At 66.2% G+C, this 14,609-nt stretch carries 14 protein-coding genes and 1 riboswitch; of the genes, 7 read left to right on the top strand and 7 right to left on the bottom strand.

Translation table 11 applies throughout. The annotated features are described in order from the left end of the window. The first annotated feature begins 26 nt into the window (after positions 1-26). A complete protein-coding gene (gene amt, locus ABC728_RS19305) occupies positions 27-2,162 on the top strand; it encodes an ammonium transporter (RefSeq protein WP_416618463.1) in 2,136 nt (711 codons plus the stop codon). Positions 2,163-2,181: 19 nt separating this feature from the next. Here amt and ABC728_RS19300 read toward each other — a convergent pair whose 3' ends face one another. Further along, positions 2,182-3,411, bottom strand: coding sequence for an SLC13 family permease (locus tag ABC728_RS19300; RefSeq protein ID WP_416618462.1), 1,230 nt, complete (start codon positions 3,409-3,411; stop codon positions 2,182-2,184). 199 nt (positions 3,412-3,610) lie between these two features. Here ABC728_RS19300 and ABC728_RS19295 point away from each other — a divergent pair, with 199 nt between their 5' ends. Then, positions 3,611-3,985 carry an ArsR/SmtB family transcription factor gene (locus ABC728_RS19295; RefSeq protein ID WP_416618461.1) on the top strand — a complete coding sequence of 125 codons (375 nt, stop codon included), beginning with the start codon at positions 3,611-3,613 and terminating at the stop codon, positions 3,983-3,985. After that, positions 3,963-4,880, top strand: coding sequence for an SRPBCC domain-containing protein (locus ABC728_RS19290; RefSeq protein ID WP_416618460.1), 918 nt, complete (start codon positions 3,963-3,965; stop codon positions 4,878-4,880). Before ABC728_RS19295 ends, ABC728_RS19290 begins: the two co-directional genes overlap by 23 nt. A 43-nt stretch (positions 4,881-4,923) precedes the next feature. On the opposite strand, the gene ABC728_RS19285 is transcribed toward ABC728_RS19290, so the two are convergent. From ABC728_RS19285 to pdxH, 3 genes are all read right to left on the bottom strand, one after another. Next, on the bottom strand, positions 4,924-5,784 hold the full coding sequence (locus ABC728_RS19285; RefSeq protein WP_416618459.1) for an MBL fold metallo-hydrolase: 861 nt from the start codon (positions 5,782-5,784) through the stop codon (positions 4,924-4,926). Between the two features lie 208 nt (positions 5,785-5,992). Continuing rightward, on the bottom strand, positions 5,993-6,895 hold the full coding sequence (locus ABC728_RS19280; protein ID WP_416618458.1) for a cation diffusion facilitator family transporter: 903 nt from the start codon (positions 6,893-6,895) through the stop codon (positions 5,993-5,995). 21 nt (positions 6,896-6,916) lie between these two features. Then, positions 6,917-7,507: a pyridoxamine 5'-phosphate oxidase gene (gene pdxH / locus ABC728_RS19275; RefSeq protein WP_416618457.1), complete on the bottom strand. Its 591-nt coding sequence runs from the start codon at positions 7,505-7,507 to the stop codon at positions 6,917-6,919. A gap of 157 nt (positions 7,508-7,664) precedes the next feature. On the opposite strand from pdxH, the gene ABC728_RS19270 reads away from it, so the two are divergent. Beyond that, on the top strand, positions 7,665-8,135 hold the full coding sequence (locus ABC728_RS19270) for an RT0821/Lpp0805 family surface protein (protein ID WP_416618456.1): 471 nt from the start codon (positions 7,665-7,667) through the stop codon (positions 8,133-8,135). Between the two features lie 162 nt (positions 8,136-8,297). Next, on the top strand, positions 8,298-9,257 hold the full coding sequence (locus tag ABC728_RS19265) for a DnaJ C-terminal domain-containing protein (protein ID WP_416618455.1): 960 nt from the start codon (positions 8,298-8,300) through the stop codon (positions 9,255-9,257). A 360-nt stretch (positions 9,258-9,617) separates the two neighbouring features. On the opposite strand, the gene ABC728_RS19260 is transcribed toward ABC728_RS19265, so the two are convergent. Both ABC728_RS19260 and ABC728_RS19255 read right to left on the bottom strand, forming a co-directional pair. Next, complete coding sequence (locus ABC728_RS19260; RefSeq protein WP_416618454.1) at positions 9,618-9,815, bottom strand: hypothetical protein; 198 nt, start codon at positions 9,813-9,815, stop codon at positions 9,618-9,620. 93 nt (positions 9,816-9,908) lie between these two features. After that, positions 9,909-10,469, bottom strand: a complete 561-nt coding sequence (locus tag ABC728_RS19255) for a UbiX family flavin prenyltransferase (RefSeq protein ID WP_416618550.1) — start codon at positions 10,467-10,469, stop codon at positions 9,909-9,911. 287 nt (positions 10,470-10,756) lie between these two features. Here ABC728_RS19255 and ABC728_RS19250 point away from each other — a divergent pair, with 287 nt between their 5' ends. Further along, positions 10,757-10,924, top strand: coding sequence for a YdcH family protein (locus ABC728_RS19250; protein ID WP_416618453.1), 168 nt, complete (start codon positions 10,757-10,759; stop codon positions 10,922-10,924). A 67-nt stretch (positions 10,925-10,991) separates the two neighbouring features. Here the strand turns inward: ABC728_RS19250 and thiC are convergent, their stop codons facing one another. Next, positions 10,992-12,833: a phosphomethylpyrimidine synthase ThiC gene (gene thiC, locus ABC728_RS19245; protein ID WP_416618452.1), complete on the bottom strand. Its 1,842-nt coding sequence runs from the start codon at positions 12,831-12,833 to the stop codon at positions 10,992-10,994. A 67-nt stretch (positions 12,834-12,900) separates the two neighbouring features. Beyond that, positions 12,901-13,029, bottom strand: a riboswitch (TPP riboswitch). A gap of 107 nt (positions 13,030-13,136) precedes the next feature. On the opposite strand from thiC, the gene ABC728_RS19240 reads away from it, so the two are divergent. After that, a complete protein-coding gene (locus tag ABC728_RS19240) occupies positions 13,137-14,600 on the top strand; it encodes an ankyrin repeat domain-containing protein (RefSeq protein ID WP_416618451.1) in 1,464 nt (487 codons plus the stop codon). Positions 14,601-14,609 lie beyond the last annotated feature (9 nt).

The following is a 14,609-nucleotide window of genomic DNA, read 5'->3' as shown; positions in this document are numbered from 1 at the left end:
GGGGGCAAGGCCCGGCGGGGACGTGGATGACGAGCGATCCGGTCGTTCATATATGGGTAATGACGGCGACCGCCATGGTCTTCGCCATGCAATTGGGATTCTGCCTGCTGGAGGTCGGCTTCGTCCGGGCCAAGAATTCCATCAATGTCGCCATCAAGAACGTCATGGATTTCTGCATTGCCGGCTTTGTCTTCTGGCTGTTCGGCTATGCCGTGATGTTCGGGCCGAGCTGGCTGGGTCTGATCGGCACCGGACATCTGATGCCCGATCATCTAGACCCCGCCACCCCGCTGGTCTTCATGTTGTTCCAGCTTGTGTTCTGCGGCACCGCCACGACCATCGTTTCCGGCGCCGTTGCCGAACGGATGGGTTATGGCAGCTACATCATTGTGTCCGCCCTGCTGTCGGCCCTGATCTATCCCATTTTCGGGCATTGGGCCTGGGGCGGGCTGGCAGGCATGGACAGCCAGGGCTGGCTGTCACGCCTGGGCTTCATCGATTTCGCGGGTTCAACCGTTGTCCATTCGGTGGGCGGCTGGCTGTCACTGGCGGCATTGCTGATCATCGGACCGCGGACGGGACGCTATAACCAGGGCGTGCGATCGATGGGCAGCAGCAACCTGACCATGGCGGCATCGGGGGTCCTGGTGCTTTGGTTCGGCTGGCTGGGGTTCAATGGCGGGTCGGTGATGGGCGACCTGGACAAGGCGCCCGGCGTGCTGCTGAACACCATCGTTGCCGGTTGCGCGGGCGGGCTGGCCGGGCATTTCCTGTCCGTGCTGATGGAGCCGAAGCCAAGGGTGGAGCATTTCCTCAACGGTATCCTGGGTGGACTTGTCGGCATCACGGCCTGCGCCATCGTTGTGGAGACATCGGCCGCGGCCCTGATCGGCGCCATAGCCGGCGTCATCGTCATCGCGGGGGCCGCACTGCTGGACCGGTTGCGTATCGATGATGCGGTCGGTGCCGTACCGGTGCATCTGTTCGCCGGCATCTGGGGCACGCTGGCCGTGGCCCTGTTCGGTGACGTCACCCTGTTCGGCACGGGCCTGTCCCGGTGGGAGCAGTTGCAGGTACAGGCGCTGGGCGTCGTGGCCTGTGGCGCGTTCGCCTTCACCACCGGCTTCCTGCTGCTTTACGTGATCAACCGCATCTATCCGTTGCGCATCGATATCGAGTCCGAGCGGCTGGGTTTGAACGTGGCCGAGCATGGCGCCACCTCCCCCATGCTGGACCTGGCGGCGGAGATGGAGCGCCACCGTCAGGAGGGCAAGTTCGACCGGCCCGTGCATGTGGAACCCCAGTCCGACGTCGAACTGATCGCCGCGCAGTACAACCGCGTCATCGGCCGCGTGACGGAGGAGATCCAGCGCCATTCCCTGCTGCTGGACGAGTTGGGCCGGGCCAAGGTTGAGGCGGAGAATTCCAACATCGCCAAGTCGCAGTTCCTGGCCACGATGAGCCATGAATTGCGCACGCCGTTGAACGCCGTCATCGGCTTTTCCCACCTGATCGCCGACCAGGCCTATGGCGGGATCGATGAGCGCTATGTCGAGCATGCCCGCGATATCCACGAGGGCGGCAAGCACCTGCTGGCGCTGGTCAACGACGTGCTGGATTTCTCCCGCCTGGAGGCGGGGAAGTTCCAGTTGAACGAGCAGCCGCTGGACCTGCGCCGCATCGTGCGCGGCGTGCATCGCCTGATGCTGCCACTGGCGGAGGCGGGGTCCCTGGGGCTGCACATGGATGTGGAGGGCGATATCCCCGCCCTGCTGGCCGATGAACGTGCCGTCCGGCAGATCCTGATCAACCTGGTCGGCAATGCCGTGAAGTTCACCCAGGCCGGGGGGCAGGTGCGCATCATCGCCGTGCTGGAACCCGACCGCCGGCTATGCTTGTCGGTCGCCGACACGGGCATCGGCATGGACCCGTCCTTGATCCCGAAGGCGCTGGAACCCTTCACACAATTGGAAGGCGGGCTGACCAAGGGCCATGGCGGATCGGGGCTGGGCCTGTCGCTGGTCAACGCGCTGGCGCGGCTGCATGACGGCACCCTGGTCATCCAGACGGCGCTGGGCCGGGGCACCACCATCCATATCCGCTTCCCCATCGACCGCACGATCGACACCGCCGCATCGCCGGCGGAGAGAAGGGCCGTCTGATCCCTGCAGGGTCCCGGCATCACATGCCGGCATGCCCCATGAACCACAGCCAGCCGATGGCCAGCACCAGCGAGGCCAGCGTCATGGGGATGCCGCACCTGGCATGGTCGGCAAAGCCCAGCCTGACACCACTGGCCGCGGCCCGCTCCACCACGATGAGGTTCGCCAGGCTGCCCAGCAGCAGAAGGTTGCCCGACAATGTGGACAGCACGGCCAGGGCGTAAAGCGCGCCTTCCGGCGGGCTGGGCCAGACCTGCATCAGTAGCAGCACGGCCGGCACGTTGCCGATGCTGTTGCTGGCCACCAGCGACAGGGGGGCCAGCACCGAAAGCCGGTCCAGCGGCCATCCGCCATCGGCCAGGCGCTGCACCAGATCCCCCGGCAAGCCGGTGCGGGCCAGCGCCGCCGTCACCACGAACAGGGCGGCGAACAGCACCAGCAGATGCCAGTCGACCAGCCCCAGCATCCGCCGGCTGGCGAAGCGGCGGCTGACCAGCATGGCCGCCGCCACGGCCAGAACCCCTTCTTCCTGCGGCAGGGGTGTGGCGAAGAAGACCAGCAGCGCCACCGTCGCCAGCAGCGCCTTTTTCAGATGCCACAGGTCCAGATCCGGCGGGGCCAGAGGCAGGGGAGCGGTGCGGAGCAGTTCCAGCCGGCCGCGCCAGACCCAGGCGACGGTGGCGAAGACGCAAACCATGCCCAGCAGCGCCGGTACGCCGCAGGCCGCCAGGAAGGGCCAGAAATCCAGACGGCCCAGTTGCCCGATCAGGATGTTCTGCGGATTGCCGATGATGGTGGCCGCCGATCCGGCATTCGCCGCCCCCGCCAGCGCGATCAGATAGGGCCGGGCATCCAGCCCCCGCGCCGCCAGCCCCGCGCAGAGCAGCGGCGTCATGGCGAAGACCACCACATCATTGGCCAGCACGGCCGAGAGCCCGCCCCCCACCGCCACCACCAGCGCCAGCAACGCCACGGGACCGTGGGCGGTCTGCGCCAGCCGGATGGCGCACCAGCCATAGAACCCCGCCAGTTCGAACTGCGCGGACAGAATCATCAGACCCAGCAATATGAACAGGGTCGGGTAATCAACGGCCGCCCCCAGCGCATCCGCCGGCATGGCCCCGGCAAGCGCCAGTATGACCGCCCCCAGCAAGGCGATGCCGGTGCGGTCGATCTGCAAGCCGGGAAACCGGCCGATGGCCATGCCCAGATACACCAGCACGAAAATCGCAAGGATCAGCAGGGTCATGGAGCGCCGCCGCGGAAGGAATGACGTTCCCTGGCGTACAACGTCGGGCGACACGGAGCCACGGGAATTTGGAGGCGGACGCTGCGCGACGTCACGGACCGCCGCCGCGATAGGCCCCGGCGTTTCGGGCGCGGGCCAATAGTTAGGCGTTCTACAAACTATCTCTTGCGATCCTCCGCCCACCCTGATACTTAGGTATATGCCTAACACTCAATCCAACCCCGTCAATCTCGACCGCATGTTCCACGCCCTGGCCGACCCATCGCGCCGGGCCGTGCTGGAAAGGCTGGCGGAAGGGCCGGCGAGCGTGGGGGAACTGGCGAAGCCGCTGCCCATGGCCTTGCCCAGCCTGATGCAGCATTTGCGGCTGCTGGAGGATTGCGGCCTGATCCGGACCGAGAAGGTGGGCCGTGTGCGCACCTGCCGGCTGGAACCCCACGCCATGGATGCCGCCGGCGAATGGATCGCGCGGCAGCGGGCCGTATGGGAGGCCCGGTTCGACCGGCTGGACGCCTATTTGCAGATTTTGAAAAAACAGGAGCAAGCGACCGATGATGAACCCGCCGCCCGCTGATCGCAGCATGGTGATCACCCGCACCCTGAACGCACCGCGTCTGCTGGTGTGGAAGGTGCTGACCGACCCGAAGCATATTCCCCTGTTCTGGGGGCCCAACGGCTTCTCCACCACGGTCCATCAGATGGATGTGCGGCCGGGGGGCACCTGGCGTTACACGATGCATGGCTGGGGCCAGGATTTCGAGAACTGGATCCGCTACCGCACGGTGCAGGAACCGGCCTTGCTGGAATATGAGCATGGCGGCGACGATCCCGACCATTGCCTGTTCGATGCGTCGATCCGGCTGGAGGAGGTCGGGAGCGACAAGACCAAGGTCACCCTGACCATGGTCTGCCCCACCGTGGAGTCGCTGGAGGAAAAACGCAAGTTCGGGGCTGAGGCCGGCGGCCACCAGACCCTGGAACGGCTGGAGCGGCAGGTGCTGGTGGCCGACCGCGACCTGGGCATCACGCGCATCCTGGATGTGCCCCGCCACCTGGTCTGGAAGGCCTGGACCAGCCCCGAACATCTGAAGCAATGGTGGTGCCCGCGCCCCTGGCAGACCAAGGAAGTCCGCATGGACCTGCGGCCGGGCGGGGAATTCTATACCCGGATGGAAGGGCCGGATGGCGGTGCGTCCGACAATCCCGGCATCTATCTGCTGATCGAAGAAGGCAGGCGTCTGGTCTTCACCAACACCATGGCGCCGGGTTTCCGCCCCGTGACGCCGGGCTTCATCGCCTTTACGGCCGACATCACCTTCGAGGACCATCTGGGCGGCACGCGCTACACGGCCCGCGCCATGCACCTGACGCCCGAGGGCGCAGCCAGCCATGCGGAGATGGGGTTCTATGACGGCTGGTCGACCGCCGTGGACCAGTTGGTGGAGGCCGCGAAAAGCTGGGAGGCGTGATCATGCTCGTGAACCGGGCGGGGGGCACTCCTCCCCGCCCGGTTCACGCCGCCGCGACCACACCGCCGACCGCCGGCAGGTTCATCAGGTCCAGCACCGCACCCTCGCGCGCCGCAAAGGCGCCGGCAAAGGCCCGGCGGGCATCGCGTTCGATGGCAGCCATGGCGGCGTCATCATGGTCGGGATCGTGGTGGAACAGGCACAGGCGCTTGGCCCCCGCTTCCCGCACCAGCTTCACACCCTCGTTCCAGGTGGAATGGCCCCAGCCGACGCGCGTGGCATATTCCTCTTCCGTGTATGTCGTATCATAGGCGACGACATCGGCCCCTTCGATCAGGGCCAGGATGTTCTGATCCAACTGGCCGGCCACATGTTCGGTATCGGTGATGTAGCAGAAGGCCCGGCCGCCATATTCGATGCGATAACCCACGGCCCCGCCGGGGTGGTTCAGTTCGCCCGTCTTGATGACAAGACCCGGCGCGAAATCGATCTGGTCGCCGGCATGCAGATTCTGAAAGGCCATGCGCGCGCGCATGGTGGTCAGCGGTACGGGAAACAGCGGCTTTTCCATGCAGGAGGTCAGCACCTCCCCGATACATTCGCAGCCCGTCAGGTCACGGGCGAAGATGTCGAGCGAGAAATCCGGCCAATACCCCGTCTCGAAGAAGGGAAAGCCATTGATATGGTCCCAATGCGCATGGCTGAGCAGCATCGTGGCATTGCGGATTTTATCGCGCAGCAGGCGCTTGCCCAGGCCGCGCAGGCCCGTGCCAGCATCCAGGATCAGCGTGCGGTCGCCGGCCGTGACCTCGATGCAGCTCGTATTGCCACCATAGGCGAGGTGGGAGGCATAGGCGCAGGGAAAGGTGCCGCGCACGCCCCAGAACTTGACCTTGAACTCCATTTCATGCCCCTGTGGCCGGGCAGGTCGCCCCGCCATCCGTACCCCCGACGAATGGATGGAAACATTCCATCGAATGCGTCGAAGTTCCATGAAAATAAATGCGTCCGTGCCGGTGAACCTGTGACGATGCACACAGGTCCGGTCACGATTCCGTCATGGGTGGCGTGCGCAAACCCACCTGACTGAACGGATAGGCGATGTCCTGGGGTTACCTTATCCGGTGATCCAGCCGCTCGTCATCCAGGCCTGCCGGCTCCTGGTGGATGGCGAATTCGGCACTGGGGAAGGCCGCACGCAATTCCCGCTCGATCTCATCGGTAATGTCGTGCGCCTCGGCCAGGGTCAGGTGCGGGTCCAGTTCCAGGTGGAACTCTATATGCTGGCCGATGCCAGTGGAGCGCGTGCGCAGGTCATGGATGCCGCGCGCCTGGATATGGGCCTTGACCACGGTGGTCACCCGGTCCCGGTCCGCTTCCGGCAATTCGCGATCCATCAGCACGCCCAGCGCGGCACGCAGGATGCGGCTGGCTCCCCAGACAAGGAAGGCGGCGATGGACAGGGCGAAAATCGGGTCCCAATAGGGCCAGCCGCTCCACGCCGTCAGCGCCAGGGCGGCGATGACGGCGCTGTTCATCAGCAGGTCGCCGCTGTAATGCATGCTGTCGGCCGCAATGGCCATGGAGCCGGTGCGACGGATCACCCAGCGCTGCACGATGAGCAGGCCCCCCGTCATCAGGATGGCGAAAACCATCGTGGCGATACCCAGTTCCGGCGCCGTCACGGGGCGCGGATCGACCAGCCGCCCCACTCCCTCATAGGCCAGGAACACACCGGACCCGGCCACGAAGGCCGACTGTGCCAGGGCCGCCAGGGGTTCCGCCTTGCCATGCCCGAACCGGTGAGTGCTGTCCGGCGGCCGCAAGGCCTGTGCCACCCCCAGCAGCGTGACGACGGAGGCCAGCAGATCCACCGAGCTGTCCATCAGGGAGGACAGGATCGACACCGCGCCCGTCGCCATGTAGGTCGCCAGCTTGGCCGCGATCAGGATCAGGGCGACGGTGACGCTGGCATAGGTGGCCAGCCGCCGATACCGGTCCACATCCGCCGCCATGCCACCCCCTCCCGACCAGGATCAAGGATAAAGCCGGCCCTTGTCCCACCCCCCATCCGAACGGGTGAAGATGATGCGGTCATGCAGCCGGTATTCCCGATCCTGCCAGAATTCGATCCGGTCGGGAACGACGCGATAGCCCGACCAGTGCGGCGGGCGCGGCACGGCCTGATCCGCGTACCGCGCCTGCGTATCGCGCACGGCCTGTTCCAGGGTGCTGCGGCTGTCCAGCGGCCGGGACTGCTGGCTGGCCCAGGCGCCGATCCGGCTGCCATGGGGCCGGCTGGCGAAATAGGCGTCGGCCTCCGCCTCCGTAACGGGCTCCACCAGCCCATCCACCCGCACCTGCCGCCGCAGCGACTTCCAGTGGAAATTGATGCCGGCCACCTGGTTGGCCGCCAGATGCTCGCCCTTGCGGCTCTGCGTGTTGGTGTAGAAGGTGAAGCCCCGGTCATCCAGGGCCTTCAACAGCACGATTCGCACCGTGGGGCGGCCATCGGCGCCCACGGTGGCGACGGCCATGGCGTTGGGGTCGTTGATTTCCGTGGCCTCGGCCTCGGCGAACCAGTCACGGAACAGCGCAAAAGGATCGGTGGCGGCTTCCAGCGTCATGGCTTGATCTTCGTCATAGTTGCGCCCGAATTGATGGGGAGGATAGAGAGCATCGAACGATTGTCCATGTGCTTCCCCCGCATGGCACCCGCCCGCAGGCCGATCAGCCCGGCGGCAAATGATGGGGGAAGGATATGATTTGGAAAGGCTCGGAAACATGATTCGCAAGATTGTCGTCGCCACCGCGCTGGTGGCCCTGCTGGCCGGGTGCCAGAACTCGGGCGGCAACAAGCAGACCGGCGGCGCCGTGATCGGTGGCCTGATGGGCGGCTTGGCCGGCAGCCAGATCGGTGGCGGTTCGGGCAAGCTCTGGGCGACGGGTGCCGGTGCCGTTCTGGGCGCGCTGATCGGATCGGAGGTCGGCGCCTCGCTGGACCGTGCCGACCGCCAGGCGCTGGAGCGCAACACCTACGCTTCGTTCAGTGCGCCGTTGAACCAGCCCATCATCTGGGACAACCCCAACAACAATAACCGCGTCATCGTGACGCCGACCCAGGAAGGCCGCCAGGCCGAAACCGGCGCCTATTGCCGCGAATACCAGCAGACGATCATTGTCGGCGGCCGCAGCGAGCAGGCTTTCGGCCGCGCCTGCCAGCAGCCGGACGGCAGCTGGAAGATCGTGAGCTGACGCCAACCCCGCCTCAACCCCCGCCGGGTCACCCCATCCGGCGGGGTTTTTATACGCATGCGCCACCCCCTTCCTGTCGGGCACGCTTGACCCGCCCAAGCCGGGGCGTAGGATGCGGCAGGATTTCCCCCTGTTGCCTTCCCCGTTGCTTCTCTGGTGACCATGCGCGATCCCTACCTGGTCCTTGGCGTGATGCGAAGCGCCTCCGCCGACGATATCAAGCAGGCGTTCCGCCGGCTGGCCAAGCAGTACCATCCCGATCTCAATCCGGGTCGGGCCGACATCGAACAGAAATTCAAGGAAGTCAACGCGGCCTATAGCCTGCTGTCAGACGCCGACAAGCGCGCGCGCTTCGACAAGGGCGAAATCGACGCAGCCGGCAACGAGCGGGCAGGCCACGGTTTCCGCCGCGGTCCCTGGCAGGGCCCGGGCGGTGCGGGCCGCAGCGGGGCCGGGGCCAAGGGCCGCGCCGGCGGGGATGCGGGGGGCGACGATCCCTTCGCCGATGAATTCTTTAATGACATCTTCGGGGCCACCCGCCGCCGCTATTCCGCGGGCGGGGGTTCCGGTGTGAAGGCCAAGGGCGCCGATGTCAGCTATTCGGTGTCGGTCAGCTTCGCCGATGCTTGCCTGGGCGCCAAGCGGCGGCTGACCCTTTCCACGGGCAAGACCATCGATGTCAACATTCCGCCCGGCACACGCGACCAGACACGGCTGCGGCTGAAGGGCCAGGGGCTGCCCGGGCTCGGTGGTGCGGGGGCCGGTGATGCCATCGTCGAGGTGCAGGTCGACAACCATCCGCTGTTCACGCGCAAGGATGACGACATCCATATTGAGGTGCCGGTCACCCTGCCCGAGGCGATATTGGGGGCCGCCATCAAAGTGCCGACGCTGGACGGGCAGGTGGCCGTGAAGGTCCCGGCCGGTGCCAACAGCGGCACCATCCTGCGCCTGAAGGGCAAGGGCATCCCCAATCCCGACCGCAAGGTGACGGGCGACCAATACGTGAAGCTGGTCGTCATGCTGCCCGACAAGCCCGATGCCGAACTGACCAGCTTCATCGAGAAATGGTCCAAGGGCCGCGGCGATTACGACGTGCGGCGCAAGCTGGGGATCGGATAGCACTCATCGGCCTGACAGGGAGGTCTGATATGTATCTGCATTGATCAGATCCTTTGGTCCTGATCAATGCACCCCGCATGCGCCGGGCGCCGCCATCCGGCGGCTGGGCTTGCGCGCGCATGGGCGCGCGGGCGCTCAATGCGCCAACCAAGATGCGATGCGCCAACCAAGATGCGATGAGTTCCACTCAACCCGCCTTGGTATGACAGGAACCGGCGCCCGCCTGCCATCCGTCTGCCACCCGTCTGCCAACGGCTCGGATGCGTGGACGGCGGGGGTGCGGGAGCCCAAGCCCCGCACCCCCGCCGTGACTTGTCACCCGGCAGCCTTGACGCTGTGGTCGATCAGCCGGGCTGGCGGTCAATCCCGCGCGCGGTCCAGGCGATCCTCGATCTTGTCGCCGGCATCTTCCAACTGATCGCCGGCCCGCTCGGCCGCATCATCGATCTTCTCGCCGGCCCGCTCGGCAGGACCCTTGTTGTCGCAGGCGGCCAGCGCCAGGGGGGCGGCGGCCAGGAAGGTGACCAGGGCGAAACGGTTCAGCAGCTTGGTGGACATGGCTCTGCTCGTCTGTTGTTGTTCGATCCGGCGCATTTGACGCCGTTATTCAATCAACAGTGCAGCCACACGGGATGTTCCCTATCCATCCGGTCAGGTGCCTCCCGCTTCTCCCCATCGCCGCACACGGCCCGTATCCAGATCAAACAGGTCAAGGACGCGGCCGATCGTGTGATCCACCATTTCCTCGATGCTGGCAGGCCGGGCATAGAAGGCCGGCACCGGCGGGTAGACGATGGCCCCCATTTCCGTCACGGCAGCCATGGACCGGATATGGCCCAGATGCAGCGGCGTCTCCCGCAGCATCAGCACCAGCCGCCGCCGTTCCTTCAGCACCACGTCGGCCGCGCGGGTCAGCAGGGTGCTGGTGACGCCTGACGCGATCTCCGACAGGGAGCGCACCGAGCAGGGGGCCACGATCATGCCCATGGTCCTGAAGCTGCCCGACGAGATGGCGGCCCCGATATCGGTGATGGAATAGTTCACATCGGCCAGCGCCCTGATGTCGGCAACCTTCAGCCCCGACTCATGCGCACAGGTCACTTCCGCAGACCTGCTCAGAACAAGGTGGGATTCGATGCCAAGCCGGCGTAACGTGGAAAGCAGGCGTATGCCGTAAACAATGCCCGACGCCCCGCTGATCCCGACGATCATCCGTCGGGCCGGTGTGGCGGCCGGGTACTGGTCAGGACCGGAGGAACCGGCCGGCTGTGGGAGGATATCTGCCATGGAGGTGATGTAGCGCCCCCGATGGTTTTCGTCCAGGGTGGCTAGACGACCCTCGAAAAAACCGACCACCCTATCCATATGCATAGACGGACGGATGACAAAACCATGTCAGGATCGTCCATCAGCCATACGGATCGGAAAGGCCGTCCGCGTTTCAGGTTCCAACAATCAGACACGTCCATTGTTCCATCGTTACAGAAGGAGAAGGCCGTATGTTGTTCCCCGAGCGTGTTGAAGCCCTGCGCGTCAAGCACGAAACCCTGGATCGGGAGGTGCGGTTGGAAGCTCGCCGCCCCCTGCCGGATACAACGACCCTGACCCGCCTGAAAATGGAGAAATTGCGCGTGAAGGAGGAGATGGACCGTCTGGCCCGCGCCTGACGGCATCTCCGGCCCGATCAGCCAGAGGAAAGGCCCCCGTCCGAACACCGGACGGGGGCCTTTTGTTTCAATGATGATCGTCCGGCACCGGCCTGTCCGACAGGTAGACCTGCCCGCCCTTTTCCTTGAATGCCGCAGACATGGCGGCCATCCCCTCCTGCGCCGCCGCATAGTCGCGCACTTCCTGTGTGATCTTCATGGAGCAGAATTTCGGCCCGCACATGGAGCAGAAATGCGCCAGCTTGGCGCCTTCCGCCGGCAGGGTCTGGTCGTGGTATTTCTCCGCCGTCTCCGGGTCCAGCGACAGGTTGAACTGGTCGCGCCAGCGGAATTCGAACCGGGCGCGGGAGAGCGCATCGTCACGTTCCTGCGCGCCGGGATGGCCCTTTGCCAGGTCGGCGGCATGGGCGGCCAGCTTGTAGGTGATGACGCCCACCTTCACATCGTCGCGGTCGGGCAGGCCCAGATGTTCCTTGGGCGTGACATAGCAGAGCATGGAGGTACCGAACCAGCCGATCATGGCCGCCCCGATGCCGCTGGTGATGTGGTCGTAGCCGGGTGCGATGTCGGTGGTCAGCGGCCCCAGCGTGTAGAAGGGTGCCTCGCCGCAGACCTTCAACTGCTTGTCCATATTGGCCTTGATCTTGTGCATGGGCACATGGCCCGGCCCTTCGATCATCACCTGCACATCATGCTTCCAGGCGATCTGGGTCAGTTCGCCCAGCGTGTCCAGTTCCGCGAACTGGGCGGCGTCATTGGCATCGGCGATGCTGCCGGGCCGCAGGCCGTCGCCCAGCGAGAAGGCGATGTCATAGGCCTTCATGATCTCGCAGATTTCCTCAAAATGGGTGTAGAGGAAGTTCTCCTTGTGATGGGCCAGGCACCATTTGGCCATGATGGAGCCGCCGCGGCTGACAATGCCCGTCACGCGCCTGGCCGTCAGCGGGATATGGGCCAGCCGCACCCCGGCATGGATGGTGAAATAATCCACGCCCTGTTCGGCCTGTTCGATCAGCGTGTCGCGGAACAGGTCCCAGGTCAGGTCCTCCGCCTTGCCGCCCACCTTCTCCAGCGCCTGATAGATGGGCACCGTGCCGATGGGCACCGGCGAATTGCGGATGATCCATTCGCGGATCGTGTGGATGTTGCGGCCCGTGGACAGGTCCATCACCGTGTCGGCCCCCCAGCGGGTGGCCCAGACCAGCTTGTCCACCTCGTCCGCCACGCTGGAGGTGACCGCCGAATTGCCGATATTGGCGTTGATCTTCACCAGGAAGTTCCGGCCGATGATCATCGGCTCCGTTTCCGGATGGTTGATGTTGTTGGGGATGATGGCACGACCGCGCGCAATCTCGTCCCGCACGAATTCCGGGGTCACGTGATCGGGGATGGATGCCCCGAAATCCTCCCCGTCGCGGGCGGCCTGTCCGGCCAGATGCTGCCGGCCCAGATTTTCGCGGATGGCGACATATTCCATCTCGGGCGTGACGATGCCCTTGCGGGCATAATGAAGCTGGGACACGTTGGCCCCCGGCCTAGCGCGCAGCGGCCGGCGGGATGCGCGGTCGAACAGGGGGACGGGGCTTTCCTGGCCGTCCTTCAGCCCATTATCCTCCGGCTTCACGTCCCGGCCGTCATAGGCTTCCACATCGCCGCGCGCCTTGATCCAGGACCGGCGCAATTCGGCCAGCCCCCGCCGGATATCGGTCCGCACCCCCGGGTCGGTATAAGGGCCGGACGGGTCATAGACCCGCACGGCCGGCTCATCGGCGCTGGGCGAAAGGTCGATCTCCCGCATGGCGACGCGGATGTCGGGGAAGCGTTCTCCCGCCACATGCACCTTGCGCGACGCGGGCAGCGGGCCGGTCGTGACGCGGAATTCGGGATCGGTAATGGTGGTATCTGGCATCTGGACCTCCGTTGGCTGGAGATCCGGGTTTGCGCACGGAACGCGGCGGCACGTGTGGGGCGGTACGGGGCCCCTATGCTTCCATCCCTACGCCGGTACGACCCGGATCAGGTTCGAAGGGTTCCCGCGCCGGTGCCGCCTGTCGGCGGTCCATGCGGTGTCTCAGCCCCTTGCCGGGGTTCCCCTTGGACAGGGCGGAGGGTGCGGCGGCAGGCGGCGGATGTCAAGACGGGGTGTTTCGGTTTCCGCATGGTTGGCATCATGATAGGGTCCGGCCCGTTTGCGGCACACGGGAGAGGCCCCATGTCCCTGCTTCGATCCTTGCTGGCCTCGGGTTTGCTTCTGCTGGCCGTGACCATTCTGGCCGGTGGCGGGACCGGAGATGGGGTCGGCGGCGACGCCTATGACCGCGCCATCGCCGGCATGGACCGGGACCCGGCGGCGGCAGAGGCGGCGATGCGCGGCGCCGGCACCCCGCTGGCCCGGCTGGACCTGCTGCTGTACCTGCATGCCTTCCGCCCGGATGGCCGGCAGGAAATCGCGGCACTGGCCCACGATCTGGCCACTCTGCCAGACGGGCGCACCGATGATTACATGCTGGACGTGCTGGGCCCGCCCCTGCCCTATGACGGCACGGATGAAAGCCTGCTGCCGCTGGTGCGGCTGCTGTCCAGCACGGGGGCGGTGAACAGCCATTCCGCCTTTTATGCCATCCCCTGCGCGGTGCTGGCGCGACGGCCCGGCCTGCTGGCCGCCACGCAGCCGCAGTTCGCCGGCAACCGTGACAATTTCCTGCCCCGGTCGGGATGCGATTGGAACCGGGGTACGGTCACCGGCTTTCCCGACGCCGCCATGACGGCTTTCATGGAAGCCGGGCGGCTGGCGGACGGCGATTTTCTGGGCACCCATGGGGGCACATTACGGTTCGCGCTGGGCGGCCGGCAGGCGGCCCTTCTGGAACAGGCACGGCTGGACCCGGCGGGGCTGCCGCCGGCCCCGCCCGGCAATGGCGGGCCCTATGCGGTCTGGGCCTATCTGTCACCCGCCAACCATCGGGCTTTCATCGGCCGGATACAGCCATCCTACGCGGCCGCAAGGGCGGCACTGACCGCGTATTACCGGCCGGCCCACGGGCAGGAAGCCGAACAGCTGGCGCGCAACGCCCTGTTCGCGGTCGTATGGGGTGGCGATTGCGGGGAGGCTGGGGTGCCGTCCGGCCATGCGCGCACCCTGTTGCTGGATGATGCGCCGGCGGATGCCGTCCGCGCCGCCATGGAAGCCGGTAATACGGACAGGCCGGATGATGCGTTCGCCCGCTGCGCGCGTTGGGCCGGGATCGACCCGCTGTCCCATCTGGCCGCTGCCCGGCGACCCGATCTGCTGCCCGACATGGTGTCCGGGAACGGTCCGGACATGCCCAACGGCTTCGGCAAGACGCCGCTGATGGCCGCGGCGCAGGCCGACCAGCCGGCATCGGTGGCGTGGCTGCTGGACCAGGGCGCGCGGGTGGATGCCGCGACGGCCGAAACCGGCCCCTATGACGCCCCCCGGCATGGGAAGCGCACGGCGCTGCATTATGCCGCCGCCAATGCCGGCCTGCCTGTCATCCGGGCCTTGCTGGCCGCCGGTGCCGATCCCGGCGCGCGGGATGATGAAGGGCTGACGCCGCTGGACTATCTGCGGGGAAATGGCCCCGTGCCCGTCAACCCCCGCCTGGCGACCGGGGATCGGGACCAGGCGGGCACCCTTCTGTCCCCCGACCGGTAGGACAGCCGG

The organism is Niveispirillum fermenti (genome assembly GCF_052474395.1).
The sequence above is the reverse complement of the archived record's forward strand: the minus strand, read 5'-3'. Positions and strand labels throughout refer to the sequence as shown.

Coding starts and splice junctions, on each gene's coding strand:
- ABC728_RS19290 (WP_416618460.1), top strand. CDS start 3,963: ATGATGAACCCGCCGCCCGCTGATCGCAGCATGGTGATCACCCGCACC.
- ABC728_RS19285 (WP_416618459.1), bottom strand. CDS start 5,784: ATGGAGTTCAAGGTCAAGTTCTGGGGCGTGCGCGGCACCTTTCCCTGC.
- thiC (WP_416618452.1), bottom strand. CDS start 12,833: ATGCCAGATACCACCATTACCGATCCCGAATTCCGCGTCACGACCGGC.
- amt (WP_416618463.1), top strand. CDS start 27: ATGACGAGCGATCCGGTCGTTCATATATGGGTAATGACGGCGACCGCC.
- ABC728_RS19255 (WP_416618550.1), bottom strand. CDS start 10,469: ATGATCGTCGGGATCAGCGGGGCGTCGGGCATTGTTTACGGCATACGC.
- ABC728_RS19240 (WP_416618451.1), top strand. CDS start 13,137: ATGTCCCTGCTTCGATCCTTGCTGGCCTCGGGTTTGCTTCTGCTGGCC.
- ABC728_RS19295 (WP_416618461.1), top strand. CDS start 3,611: ATGCCTAACACTCAATCCAACCCCGTCAATCTCGACCGCATGTTCCAC.
- ABC728_RS19300 (WP_416618462.1), bottom strand. CDS start 3,411: ATGACCCTGCTGATCCTTGCGATTTTCGTGCTGGTGTATCTGGGCATG.
- pdxH (WP_416618457.1), bottom strand. CDS start 7,507: ATGACGCTGGAAGCCGCCACCGATCCTTTTGCGCTGTTCCGTGACTGG.
- ABC728_RS19280 (WP_416618458.1), bottom strand. CDS start 6,895: ATGGCGGCGGATGTGGACCGGTATCGGCGGCTGGCCACCTATGCCAGC.
- ABC728_RS19265 (WP_416618455.1), top strand. CDS start 8,298: ATGCGCGATCCCTACCTGGTCCTTGGCGTGATGCGAAGCGCCTCCGCC.
- ABC728_RS19250 (WP_416618453.1), top strand. CDS start 10,757: ATGTTGTTCCCCGAGCGTGTTGAAGCCCTGCGCGTCAAGCACGAAACC.
- ABC728_RS19270 (WP_416618456.1), top strand. CDS start 7,665: ATGATTCGCAAGATTGTCGTCGCCACCGCGCTGGTGGCCCTGCTGGCC.
- ABC728_RS19260 (WP_416618454.1), bottom strand. CDS start 9,815: ATGTCCACCAAGCTGCTGAACCGTTTCGCCCTGGTCACCTTCCTGGCC.